We start from the raw sequence: 11,189 nt of genomic DNA on the forward strand, positions 1-11,189 counted from the left end.
GGCAGCGGCTGCCGAGCGCGCCGCGCGAGCGCAGGCCGGCGCTCGCGGCGCTCGCGGTGCTGCTCGTCCTGGGCGGCGCGCTGGCCAGCGCGTACCTGGTGATGGCCAGCGGGCAGCGGGTCTCGGCGATCCGGATCGCCCAGCCGGTCGCGGCCGGGCAGCGCATCCCGCTGTCGGCGCTGCGGGAGGTCCAGGTCGGCGACACCGGCATCGAGTACATCGCCTGGTCGGAACGTGCGAAAGTCGCCCAGACGTTCGCGGCGGTGCCGCTCGTGCGCGGCGCGCTCCTCACCAACGCGATGGTCAGCCGGACGAACGGCGCCGCGCAGGGACGCATGATCGTCGGCTTGTCGCTGAAGCCCGGCCAGTTCCCCGCGCGGGGCCTGGAGTCGGGCAAGCACGTCAGCCTCTACGCCGTCAGCGGCGGCAACGGAGGCAACGGCGGGGGCAACGGCGGCGCGGGCAGCCGCGCGGGCGCGGTCCTCGCCCCGGACGCCATCGTCGTCGGCGCGTCGTCCGGCGGCGGCGGACGGCTCGGCAGCGACGGCCTCAGCCTGGACGTGGCGGTCCCGCCGGGACAGGTCGCGCAGGTCACGCAGGCCGCGTCGAGCGGGCTGGTCGCGGTCGCGCTCATCCCGGACGGCACCCAGCCGCAGGCCGGGGGCGGCACGGACGTCCCGCCCTCCCCGAACGGCGAGGCCCCGTCCGGCACCGGCGACGGCCCGTCCGGGAACGCGCCGTCCGGCTCGGCGTCCCCGCGCCAGCCCGAGCGGCCGAAGCGGTCGCCCGGCACGGGCGGAGGCTGACCGTGGCCCTCATCGCGCTCGCCGCCGACAAGGGGGCCCCGGGCGTCACGACGGCCGCGGTGGCGCTCGGCGCGGTCTGGCCGCGTCCGGTGCTGGTGGCCGAGTGCGACCAGGCCGGCGGCGACCTGGTGTACCGGCTGCCCGCCGACCCCGCGACGTCCGACGGCTCCACCATGCTGAACCCGTCCCGCGGCCTGCTCAGCCTCGCCGCGACGGCCCGCCGCGGGCTGCGGCCCGACCAGATCGCCGAGCACTGCCAGCGGCTCGTCGGCGGCCTGGACGTCCTGGTCGGCATCACCAGCGCCGAGCAGGCGCAGGGCATGACGTGGCTGTGGGCGCCGCTCGCCCGCGCGTTCCGCGGCCTGGGCGGGGCGGGCGGGGTGGACGTCCTCGCCGACTGCGGACGGCTCGGCGCGGGCAGCCCGCTGAACGAGCTGCTGCGCGAGGCCGACATGGTCGTCCTGCTCACCCGCGCCACCCTCGAACAGGTCGCCCACCTGCGCGAACGCGTCACCGCCCTGACCGGCGAGCTGCGCGGCGGACCGCCCCTCGGCGTCGTCGTGCTCGCCGACCCGCGCGACTTCCGCGCGTCGATCGCCGAGGTCGACCGCGTCCTCACCGGCACCCGGCAGCGGCTGGAGGCACGCGGCGGCGTCCCGACCGCGCCGGTCTCGGTGCTCGGCGGGCTCGCGCTCGACCCGAAGGGCGCCGAGCTGCTGTCCGGGCAGTGGGGCGGACGCCTGGACCGCACGCTGCTCGTCCGCTCCGCCCGCGAGGTCGCCGCCACCCTGCTGACCAGGGTGGACAGCGTTCCGGCGGGCGCCGAGCCGATGCCGGCCGAGGGGAGGTTCTGATGGACCACGCCCTCGTCAAGCGGCTGCGGCAGGAGGTCGGCGACCGGCTCGCGCAGCAGCGCCGCCTGGACGCCGCCAACGGGCTGCCGCCGATGTCCGGCGAGGACGAGCGGCAGTTCGCCCGCGCGCTGATCTCCCAGGTGCTGGAGGAGTTCGCGCGCGGCGAGATCACCTCCGGCCGCCGTCCGCCCAACGCCGAGGAGGAGGAGGCGCTCGCGGCGGGCGTGCACGCGGCGCTGTTCGGCGTCGGCCGGCTCCAGCCGCTGCTGGAGGACCCCGAGATCGAGAACATCGACATCAACGGCTGCGACCGCGTCTTCATCGGCTACGCGGACGGCCGCGAGGTGATGGGCGAGCCCGTCGCCGAGACCGACGAGGAACTGGTCGAGCTGATCCAGATCCTCGCCGCCTACTCGGGCCTGTCGTCGCGCCCGTTCGACACCGCGAACCCGCAGCTTGACCTGCGCCTGCCGGACGGCTCGCGGCTGTCGGCCGTGATGGACGTGACCGTCCGGCCCGCGCTGTCGATCCGGCGCGCCCGGCTCGGCAAGGTGTTCCTGTCCGACCTCATCGGCAACGGGACGTTCACCCCCGAGCTCGGCCGGTTCCTGCGCGCGGCCGTCCTGGCGCGCAAGAACATCATGATCGCGGGCGCGACCAACGCCGGGAAGACGACGCTGCTGCGCGCGATCGCCAACGAGATCCCGCCGCACGAGCGCCTGATCACCGTCGAGCGCGCCCTCGAACTCGGCCTGGACGCCTTCCCCGAGCTGCACCCGAACGCGGTCGCCTTCGAGCAGCGGCTGCCGAACTCCGAGGGGCAGGGCGCGATCTCCATGGCCGAGCTCGTCCGCCGCTCGCTGCGCATGAATCCGTCCCGGGTGATCGTCGGCGAGGTCCTCGGCGACGAGATCGTCACCATGCTGAACGCGATGTCGCAGGGCAACGACGGTTCGCTGTCGACGATCCACGCCAACTCGTCCATGGAGGTCTTCAACCGCATCGCGACCTACGCGATCCAGTCCGAGGAGCGGCTCCCGGTCGAGGCGACCCACATGCTCATCGCGGGCGCGATCGACTTCGTCGTGTTCATCGAGAAGCGCAACGACTACGCGACCGGCGGGCGGCTGCGCCGCTACGTCGCGTCGGTCCGCGAGGTCACCGGAGTGGACGGACGCGTCCTGTCGTCGGAGGTCTTCGCCCTCGCCCCGGACGGCCAGGCGCACCCGGCCGCGCCCATCGCCTGCGCCGCCGAACTCGCCGAGCACGGCTACGACCCCACCGCCGGAGGCTGGTGACCATGCCGCGTCCCCTCCCCAGCACACGTCCCCGGCCCGGCACACCGCGCACCATCGCGGCCGGCGGGGACGGGGGTGTCTGATGTTCTCCGCGGACGTTCTGCTGGCCATCGTCGCCGGGGCCGCCGTCGGGGGCGGGCTCCTGCTGCTGGCCGTGGCGCTCCGCGGGCTGCCCGCCAGGCCCGGCCCGCCCCGGCGCAGCCGCGAGGACCTGCTGCGCACCCTCACCACCCGGACGGCCCTCGCGGTGCTGAGCGCGGTCGCCGTCCTGGTCGTCACGCGGTGGGTGGTCGCCGCCGCCGGGACCGCCGCGCTCGTCCTCGCCTGGGACGGCCTCGCGGGCGGCGCGGCCGAGGAGCGCCGCGCGATGGCCCGCCTGGAGGCCCTGGCCGCGTGGACCGAGTCCCTCCGCGACACGATCGCGGGCGCGGTCGGCCTCGAACAGGCCATCCCCGCGTCGCTGCGGGCCGCCGCGCCCGCGCTCCAGCAGCCCCTGCGCGTCCTCGTGGACCGGCTGCACACCCGCGTCCCGATGCCCGAGGCCCTGCGCCGGTTCGCCGACGACCTGGACGACCCGTCCGCCGACCTCGTCGTCGCCGCGCTCATCCTGAACGCCAAGCTCCGCGGCCCCGGCCTGCGCGACATGCTCGGCGCGCTGTCCGCCTCCGCCCGCGCCGAGCTCGACATGCGCCGCCGCGTCGAGGCCGACCGCCGCGCCACCCGCCGCAGCGTCCGCATCGTCGTGGCGGTCTCGGTCGGGACGGCGCTCGTCCTCGCGGTCTTCAACCACGGCTACGTCAAGCCGTACGACGACTTCCTCGGCCAGCTCGTCCTGGTCCTGGTCATCGCCCTGTACGCGGGCGGGTTCGTGTGGCTGCGCCAGCTCTCGAAGTACGAGCTGCCCGGACGCTTCCTCGTGGAGCCCGCGCCGTCGCCGGGCGTGCCGGAGGAGGTCCCGAGCACCGTGGCGGGCTGGCGCTCCTCCGGTTCCGGCCAGGGCTCGGCTCCGGCGTCCGGCACCGGATCGGCGGCGCGCGGACGGCCCACCCTCGACGCCGGAGGAGGGACCTCATGACCGGCGCGCTCCTCGCCGGCGCCGTCGTCGGACTCGGCCTGTACCTGCTGTCCCGCGCGCTCTTCCCGCCGCGTCCGGGACTGGCGACGCGGCTCGCGACCTTCGACGCCGCCCGCGACCGCGAGCTGACCAGGCGTCCCGCCCGGACGTCCCCGACGCTGGAGAAGGTCGGCGGCCTGCGCGCCCGGGTCGGCGGCACGGCCGCGCGGTACTGCGAGGCGCGCGGCTGGGAGCTGCGCTCGATCCGCGCGGACCTCGCGATCACCGACCGGTCGCTGGAGGCGCTGCTCGGCACCAAGTTCCTGCTGTCCGCCGCCGCGCTGCTGTTCATCCCGATCGTCACCGGCTACTTCGCGCTGCTCGGCCTCGGCATGAGCTTCGAGGCGCCGCTGTGGCTGTGCGGCGCGTTCGCCGTCGTGTTCTTCTTCATGCCCGACATGCAGCTGCGGCACGAGGCGCGCGGACGCCGCCAGGACTTCCGGCACGTCGTCGGCGCGTTCCTGGACCTCGTCGCGATGAACCTGGCGGGCGGACGCGGCGTCCCCGAGGCGCTGCTCGCCGCGTCGAGCGTCGGCGACGGCTGGGCGATGCTGCGGATCCGCGAGGCCCTGTCGAACGCGCGGATCTCCGGCCGGACGCCGTGGCAGTCGCTCGGCGACCTCGGCGACGAGCTGAACGTCGAGGAGCTGCGCGACCTCGCGGGCGCGCTGTCGCTGGTCGCCGACGACGGCGCGCAGATCCGCAAGTCCCTGACCGCGCGCGCCGCGTCCATGCGCAGCCGCGAGCTGTCCGACCTCGTCGGTCGCGCGAACGAGCGGTCGCAGTCCATGCTGGTGGCCCAGCTGCTGTTCTGCGCCGCGTTCCTGATCTTCCTCGCCTACCCCGCTCTGATGCGCCTCACGACCTCGTGAGGCGTCGCGAAGAAGGAGTACCGATGAACCCGTTGAACGATCCGGCGGTCGTGTACCTGCGCGCCCTGCTGTCCGACCGCCTGCACCGCCTGCGCGCCGCCGACGAGGACGAGCGGTCGCTCGGCGCGTCCGCGATCGAGTGGGCCATCATCACCGCGATCCTCGTCGGCGTCGCCGTCGCCATCGGCGCCGTGGTCAAGGGACGCATCGACAAGGAGGTCTCGAACATCAAGTAGCCGTCCGTCCCGAGGAGGAGCCTCCTATGCCGCGCACAGAGGTCCGGCCTTCCTTGCCGCCGCTCCGCGGTCGTGCGCGAGCTCTGCGTGCGCGGGCCTTCGGACGGGACGCGGGTGCGGGGGAGCGGGGCGCGTCCGCGATCGAGTTCGCGATCCTCGCGCCGATCCTGATCCTCACGCTGCTGGCCGTGTTCCAGTTCGCGTTCTACTACTACGCGCGCGAGATCACCCTCGCGGCGGCGCAGTCCGGCGCGCGCGCCGCCCGGACGACCACGGCCGGCGACTGGCAGGGGCTGGCCGACCAGACCGCGCGCGAGTCGGCGTCCAAGGTGGGCCGGGGGATGCTGGACGGGGACGTCCAGGTCCGGTCGGGCCAGGACGGCGACCATCGGTGGGTGGAGGTCAGCGGCAAGGTCGTCAAGGTCGTCCCGTTCCTGGACTTCCACGTCTCGCAACGGTCGGGCGGGCCGATCGAGTGCTTCCGTCCGGACGTCGGGTCCGGCCTCGCCTGCCAGGGCGGCGCCCCGTGACCCGCCGCGTCGTGGCCTGCCGCGCCGTGACCCGCCGTGCCGTGGCCTGCCGCGCCGTGGTCCGCCGCGCACCGGGGCCGGCGGACGAGGGCACGATGACGCTGGAGATGGTCTTCGCGACCCCGATCATCCTCCTGCTGATCGGCCTGCTGGTGGTCTCCGGGCGCGTCGTGGACGCGCAGAGCCAGGTGGACGGCGCCGCCCGGGACGCCGCGCGCGCCGCGTCCACCGCGCGGGGCGAGCGCGACGCCCGCGATCTCGCGCAGCGGGCCGCGACGGGGGACCTGGCCGGCCACGACTGGTGCCAGGGCGGTCCGCAGATCAACCCGGACACCACGGCGTGGGGCGCGGGGGGCCGTGTCACCGTCGTCGTGACGTGCCAGGTGGACTTCTCCGACCTGGCGCTGCCCGGTTTCCCCGGCGGACGGACCCTGACCGGCAAGGCCGTCGCGCCCATCGACACCTACACCTACCGCGGCGACGGCAACCCATGACCCACCAGGAACGGAAACGCGCCGGACGATCCTCTCGCCGAGGCGGACGCCGCACGTCATCCCCCCACTTCGCCCGCTTCCTCACCGAACGGCTTCGGCGTCTGCGCGACCCGTCCGGACGCGACCGCGGCACGATCACGCTCTACATCGTCCTGTTCACGCCCGCCGTCTTCGTCCTGGCGGGTCTGCTCCTGGACGGCGGCCGGGCCATCCACGCCCGCCAGCGCGCCGCGGACATGGCCGAGCAGGCCGCGCGCGCCGGGGCCAACCAGATCGACACCGCCACCCTGCGCGACACCGGCAGGGTCCAGGTCGACGCGCAGACCGCCTGCGCGAGCGCGTCCTCGCTGCTGGGCGACTACGGGCAGGAGGTGGACGGCAGCTCCTGCGACGCCGGGGTGAACGAGGTCCGCGTCTCCGTCCGGATCACCGTCCATCCGCAGTTGCTCGGCATCATCCCCGGCATGGGGTCGTTCCAGATGACGTCCGAGGCGTCCGCCCACCCGGTCACCGCCGACAACCCTCAGTGACCCGGGCTTCCCGCCCGCGGAATGCGTGGTCGGATTCTCGCGAGCCCGTGAGCCGCCCGGCGGCCAGACTCGGTCCATGCCGACTGAACAGGACGCCTGGTCCGTGATGCAGAAGTTCTATGAGGCCGAGGCCGCCTATGTGGCGGCGGGCGGGTACGGCAAGGCCGATTTCGGGAATGTGGCGGCCTACCTCGACCCCGATGTGGTGCTCTATCAAGCCCCCGGGATGCCGTTCAGCGGCACCGGTGAATGGCGGGGCCATGAGGGGATGGAGCGTTTCATGGCGGCCTTCGGTGACGCCTGGGAATCGATGGAGTTCCTGGGGCAGGAGCACTGGGGCGACGCCGGGACGGTCGTGGTGAGCAACCTCGTCCGCTTCCGCGCCAAGGCCACCGGCCGGGACGTCGAGACGCGGATCGTGCAGGTGATCAAGGTCCGGGACGGCCGCATGCTCGAATGCCGTCCCTTCTACTGGGACACGGCCGCGATCGCCGAAGCCTGCACTCCGTGACAGAGCCGCATCATCAAAAAATGACAAATGTAGCCGCTCACTATGTGCGATGACCGGCCCCTGGCGCGCGGTCAGTCGGCTGGGGGTGTCCAGGCGGCGACGAGGGCGACGAGGCCGGGGAAGCGGGCTTCGAGGTCGGCGGTGCGGACGTGGCTGCGCCGCTCCAGGCCGTACTGCCGCTGCCTGATCACCCCGGCCTCCCGCAGGGCGCGGAAGTGGTGGGTCAGGGACGACTTGGGGCGGTCGAAGCCGAACCAGCCGCAGGTGTGGTCGAAGTCCTCGCGCTCAAGCAGCAGCCGCCGGACGATCTCCAGCCGCAGCGGGTCGCTGAGCGCGCCGAGGACGGTCTCCAGGCGCAGGTCGGCGGCGTCCGGCTCGGGCAGCGGCGCGGGCGCGCCGTCCGGTACGGGGATCTCGCGGATCTCGGGCATCGCACCTCCTTGTACGAGTTTGATCGTACTGCATGTTAAGTTCGAGAAAACTCGTACAAGGAGGTCCCCTCATGCTCCTGTCCCGGACGACGTCGGCCCCGGCGGTCCCCCTGAGCCGGGTGTGGCTCGCGGCCTGGCCGGTCACGGCGGTGTTCGTGCTGTCGAACGCCGCCACGCCGCTCTACGTGCTCTGGCAGCACCGCATCGGGTTCTCGCGCGGCACCCTCACGGTCGTGTTCGCCTGCTACATCGTCGGGCTGCTCGGCGCGCTGCCGGTCGCGGGCATCGCGTCCGACCGGCTCGGCCGCAGGCCGGTGCTGGTGCCCGCGCTGGGCGCCGCGCTGGTGGCGTGCGGGCTGTTCGCGACGGCGTCGTCGGTGGCCGCGCTGATGGCGGCGCGGCTGCTCACCGGGATCGCGGTCGGCGCGGCCGTCTCGGCGGGGATGGCGGCCGTCACGGACGTCGCCGGGCCCGAGCGCCGCCGCCTCGCGGCCCTGCTCGCCTCGACCGCGATGGTGTTCGGCGCGGGACTCGGGCCGCTGCTCGCGGGCGTCCTCTCCGAGGTGGGTCCGGCGTGGACGGTCTTCGCGGTCGAGGCCGTGCTGCTGGTCAGTGCGATCGCGGTCGTCGTGCGGATGCCGCTCGAACGGCCCGCCGGCGACGCGCGCGGCACGGGATGGGTGCGGGTGCCGGGCGTCCCGCGACCGAACCGGCGCGACCTCGCCATGGGGATCGCGGTGTTCGCGCCCGGCATCACGGCGACGTCGTTCGTCCTGTCGCTGGGGCCGTCGCTGCTCGCCGGGATGCTCGGCACCGGCAACCGGATCGTCGCGGGCGCGACCGCGTTCGTGATGTTCTCCGCCGCGACCGGCGTGCAGTTCGCCGTGCGCGGGCTCGCCCGCAGGACGATCCTGCTGGCCGGGGCCGCCAGCACGCTCGCCGCGATGGGCGTGCTCGTGCTGGCCGTCCACGAGCGCGAGCTCGTGCCGCTGGTCGCGGCGGCCGTCCTCGCCGGGGCCGGGCAGGGCCTCGGCCAGCTCGGCGGCCTGTCGCTGCTGAACGCGAACGTCCCGGCGCGCCGCCTCGCCGAGGCCAACGCCGCGCTGAACACCGGCGGCTACCTGCTCGCCGGGACGCTGCCCGTCGCCGCCGGGTACCTCAGCGACCCGTTCGGCCTCGCGACGGGAAGCACGGTGTTCGCGGCCGTCGTCGCGGTCCTCGCGGCCTCGGGCGCGGCGGTCGTCGCGACCGCCTCCACGCGGCGGTGAACCCGCGCGGACGGCGGACGTACCCGACGGGTGCCGAACCGTGGGTACGCCCGCCGACCGGCCCGGATCAGCGGCTCTCCGCGAGCGACCGGGCCTCGGCCACCGCGTCCGGGACCTCGCGCGGACGGGTGCGCAGGGCGTCCGGCAGCAGGGTGAACAGGCCCAGTACGGCGAGGACGACGCCGGTCCACAGCGGGGCGCGCAGACCGTGGGCGTCGATCAGCGCGCCCCCGACGGACGAGCCGACGATGATGCCCGCCGTGATGAACGACGAGTGGACGGTGTTGACCAGCGCCCCGGTGTTGCCCGCGCGCTGGACGCGGGTCGCCATCGCCGGGTTCATCGTGACGCCCACCAGGCCGATCCCGAGCATGCAGGCCACGGCGGGCACGGGCATGTCGGCCAGCAGCGCGAACCCCGCCAGGAAGCCGGCGTTGAGCAGGAGCCCGGCGACCTGGACGCCGACGGTGTGCCGGTCGGCGAGCCGTCCGACGACCATGTTGCCGACCACGGTCGCCGCGCCGTAGCCGATGAGCAGCAGTGGGACGGTCCCGGTGGAGAAACCGGTGACCTCGGTGAGGATCGGGTTGAGGTAGGAGAACGCGGCGAACGTCGCGCCGATGATGAACGTGCTGGTCGAGAGGGCGAGCCAGAGCCGCGGGCGGGCGAACGCCGAGCGGTCGCCGCCGCCGCTCCCGGCGTGGTCGGCGCGGTCCAGGTCCGGCAGGGCCGCGCGGGCGACGGCGGCGGCGAGGAGGGTGAGCGCGCTGATCGTCCAGAACGCGGCGCGCCACCCGAACCGCTCGCCGACCAGCGTGGACAGCGGCATGCCGAGCAGCGTGCCGATCATCAGGCCGTTCAGGACGACCCCGACGGCCCGGCCGCGCCGCTCCGCCGGGACGAGCCGGACGGCCGTGGTGATCGCCAGCCCGATGAACGCCTGCGACGCGACGCCCGTGACGATCCGCGCCACGACCATGACCGGGTAGGACGGCGCGAGCGCGGCCAGCACGTTCCCGGTGAGGAACACCGCGAACAGCGCCAGCAGCGCGGGCCGGGGACGCAGGCGTCCGGCCGCGAGGGCCGCCGGGGGACCCCCGAGCGCCATCGCGGCGGCGAACGCGGTGATGAGGTAGCCGATCCTCGGGACGGTCGTGTGCAGGCCGTCCGCCATCTGGGGCATCAGGCCCGCGACGACGAACTCGCTGGTCACCATGGCGAAGATGCCGAGGGCGAGGACATGGATGGCACGGGGCACGCGGGGCTCCATTCTGCATCGATCGGTGTAAAACGAGGGTGTGGGAAGGCGGTCGTCAGGGCCGCGCCGCCGGACGGCGCGCCGAGACAAGAAGGTCAGGTTGTGGTGAGGGCCCCGCCAGGGAGGTGGGGCGGTCCCGTCAGGGGGTGAGGGCGTCCCGTCAGGGGGTGAGGGTGTCCAGGGCGGTGGCGGCGATCGCGGCCAGGGTGCCGGGCGGCGTGCCGCCCTGGCCGGAGATCCGGATGCCCGCGATGACGGCGTTGAGGTAGCGGGCCAGGTCGTCCGGGTCGCGGGTGGAGGTGATCGAGCCGTCGCGGCGTCCGGCCTCGACCGCCGCGCGCAGGGAGCCGAGGCGGCGCTCGGAGTCCCGTTCGAGGAGCGCGGCGATCTCCGGGTCGCGCCCGGCCACCTCGGCCGTCGTGTTCACCGACAGGCAGCCGATGCCCCGGCCGTTCTGGAAGTTCTCGTGCTCCTGCCGCACGACCCGGTCCAGGACGCGGCGGATCCGGTCGAGGGCGGGGCCGCCGTCCGGATCGTCGAGGATCTCCAGCTGCCCGGCGGTCATCATGTCGGTGTAGCGGACGAGGGCGCGCCGGAACAGCTCGCGCTTGCTGGTGAACGCGTTGTAGACGCTGCTGCGGTCGAGGCCGAGCGCGGTGCACAGGTCCCGGGTGGAGGTGGCCTCGTAGCCGTTCTCCCAGAACAGGCGCATCGCGGTGGCCACGGCCCGGTCCTCGTCGAAGGTGCGCGGTCTCGCCATGGACGCGACCCTAGCCGTTTTGGATCGACTGGTGCAATACCGTCCGTCGCGCGATCGTTGTCAGCGGGGGATTGCCAGTTCGGCCCGCCTGTCTACGATGGCCATGCGACCTCAGACCCGCAGATCTCCCGACTTGTAGGGGCGCGATGGCGACGAGACAGGCTGGCGGTCCGGGCCTCGGGCAGGGGCGGCGGCGGCCGGTGCCACCGCGGCGCCGCCGCGGCGCC

14 protein-coding genes are annotated in these 11,189 nt (G+C 74.3%); 11 read left to right on the plus strand and 3 right to left on the minus strand.

The genetic code is table 11. The features are described 5' to 3' along the window. From DZF91_RS39680 to DZF91_RS11215, 10 genes are all read left to right on the plus strand, one after another. Positions 1-806: hypothetical protein (locus DZF91_RS39680; RefSeq protein ID WP_117357406.1), on the plus strand; the 806-nt coding region annotated here is incomplete at its 5' end. A gap of 2 nt (positions 807-808) precedes the next feature. Further along, entirely contained in the window at positions 809-1,660 is an 852-nt protein-coding gene (locus DZF91_RS11175; RefSeq protein ID WP_117357407.1) for a hypothetical protein, read from the plus strand. Continuing rightward, on the plus strand, positions 1,660-2,958 hold the full coding sequence (locus tag DZF91_RS11180) for a CpaF family protein (RefSeq protein ID WP_117357408.1): 1,299 nt from the start codon (positions 1,660-1,662) through the stop codon (positions 2,956-2,958). The genes DZF91_RS11175 and DZF91_RS11180 overlap by 1 nt, the downstream gene beginning before the upstream one ends. A gap of 82 nt (positions 2,959-3,040) precedes the next feature. Then, on the plus strand, positions 3,041-4,033 hold the full coding sequence (locus tag DZF91_RS11185) for a type II secretion system F family protein (RefSeq protein WP_117357409.1): 993 nt from the start codon (positions 3,041-3,043) through the stop codon (positions 4,031-4,033). Beyond that, a complete protein-coding gene (locus tag DZF91_RS11190) occupies positions 4,030-4,944 on the plus strand; it encodes a type II secretion system F family protein (protein WP_117357410.1) in 915 nt (304 codons plus the stop codon). Before DZF91_RS11185 ends, DZF91_RS11190 begins: the two co-directional genes overlap by 4 nt. Before the next feature lie 23 nt (positions 4,945-4,967). Further along, positions 4,968-5,180 carry a hypothetical protein gene (locus DZF91_RS11195; RefSeq protein ID WP_117357411.1) on the plus strand — a complete coding sequence of 71 codons (213 nt, stop codon included), beginning with the start codon at positions 4,968-4,970 and terminating at the stop codon, positions 5,178-5,180. 26 nt (positions 5,181-5,206) lie between these two features. Then, positions 5,207-5,710, plus strand: coding sequence for a TadE family protein (locus DZF91_RS11200; RefSeq protein WP_117357412.1), 504 nt, complete (start codon positions 5,207-5,209; stop codon positions 5,708-5,710). Positions 5,711-5,736: 26 nt separating this feature from the next. Next, positions 5,737-6,204 (plus strand): TadE/TadG family type IV pilus assembly protein, encoded by a 468-nt coding sequence (locus DZF91_RS11205; protein WP_235834209.1) that lies wholly within the window; start codon positions 5,737-5,739, stop codon positions 6,202-6,204. After that, a complete protein-coding gene (locus DZF91_RS11210; protein WP_117357413.1) occupies positions 6,201-6,734 on the plus strand; it encodes a TadE/TadG family type IV pilus assembly protein in 534 nt (177 codons plus the stop codon). The genes DZF91_RS11205 and DZF91_RS11210 overlap by 4 nt, the downstream gene beginning before the upstream one ends. Before the next feature lie 76 nt (positions 6,735-6,810). Continuing rightward, the gene (locus DZF91_RS11215; RefSeq protein ID WP_117357414.1) at positions 6,811-7,245 is read left to right on the plus strand and encodes a nuclear transport factor 2 family protein; all 435 of its coding nucleotides are present in this window, start codon (positions 6,811-6,813) and stop codon (positions 7,243-7,245) included. Positions 7,246-7,316: 71 nt separating this feature from the next. On the opposite strand, the gene DZF91_RS11220 is transcribed toward DZF91_RS11215, so the two are convergent. Then, a complete protein-coding gene (locus DZF91_RS11220; protein ID WP_117357415.1) occupies positions 7,317-7,676 on the minus strand; it encodes an ArsR/SmtB family transcription factor in 360 nt (119 codons plus the stop codon). A 71-nt stretch (positions 7,677-7,747) separates the two neighbouring features. Between DZF91_RS11220 and DZF91_RS11225 the strand changes: the two genes are divergently transcribed. Beyond that, complete coding sequence (locus DZF91_RS11225; protein WP_117357416.1) at positions 7,748-8,944, plus strand: MFS transporter; 1,197 nt, start codon at positions 7,748-7,750, stop codon at positions 8,942-8,944. 67 nt (positions 8,945-9,011) lie between these two features. Here DZF91_RS11225 and DZF91_RS11230 read toward each other — a convergent pair whose 3' ends face one another. Together DZF91_RS11230 and DZF91_RS11235 are read right to left on the minus strand one after the other, a co-directional pair. Continuing rightward, entirely contained in the window at positions 9,012-10,202 is a 1,191-nt protein-coding gene (locus DZF91_RS11230; RefSeq protein WP_117357419.1) for an MFS transporter, read from the minus strand. A 160-nt stretch (positions 10,203-10,362) separates the two neighbouring features. After that, positions 10,363-10,962, minus strand: coding sequence for a TetR/AcrR family transcriptional regulator (locus tag DZF91_RS11235; protein WP_117357417.1), 600 nt, complete (start codon positions 10,960-10,962; stop codon positions 10,363-10,365). Positions 10,963-11,189 lie beyond the last annotated feature (227 nt).

The organism is Actinomadura logoneensis, assembly GCF_003428695.1.
GTDB classification, from domain to species: domain Bacteria; phylum Actinomycetota; class Actinomycetes; order Streptosporangiales; family Streptosporangiaceae; genus Spirillospora; species Spirillospora logoneensis.

Bases quoted from the DNA above. Each gene is read 5' to 3' on its own strand.
- DZF91_RS11200 (WP_117357412.1), top strand. From the start codon at position 5,207: ATGCCGCGCACAGAGGTCCGGCCTTCCTTGCCGCCGCTCCGCGGTCGT.
- DZF91_RS11225 (WP_117357416.1), top strand. From the start codon at position 7,748: ATGCTCCTGTCCCGGACGACGTCGGCCCCGGCGGTCCCCCTGAGCCGG.
- DZF91_RS11180 (WP_117357408.1), top strand. From the start codon at position 1,660: ATGGACCACGCCCTCGTCAAGCGGCTGCGGCAGGAGGTCGGCGACCGG.
- DZF91_RS11215 (WP_117357414.1), top strand. From the start codon at position 6,811: ATGCCGACTGAACAGGACGCCTGGTCCGTGATGCAGAAGTTCTATGAG.
- DZF91_RS11185 (WP_117357409.1), top strand. From the start codon at position 3,041: ATGTTCTCCGCGGACGTTCTGCTGGCCATCGTCGCCGGGGCCGCCGTC.
- DZF91_RS11235 (WP_117357417.1), bottom strand. From the start codon at position 10,962: ATGGCGAGACCGCGCACCTTCGACGAGGACCGGGCCGTGGCCACCGCG.
- DZF91_RS11220 (WP_117357415.1), bottom strand. From the start codon at position 7,676: ATGCCCGAGATCCGCGAGATCCCCGTACCGGACGGCGCGCCCGCGCCG.
- DZF91_RS11195 (WP_117357411.1), top strand. From the start codon at position 4,968: ATGAACCCGTTGAACGATCCGGCGGTCGTGTACCTGCGCGCCCTGCTG.
- DZF91_RS11210 (WP_117357413.1), top strand. From the start codon at position 6,201: ATGACCCACCAGGAACGGAAACGCGCCGGACGATCCTCTCGCCGAGGC.
- DZF91_RS11190 (WP_117357410.1), top strand. From the start codon at position 4,030: ATGACCGGCGCGCTCCTCGCCGGCGCCGTCGTCGGACTCGGCCTGTAC.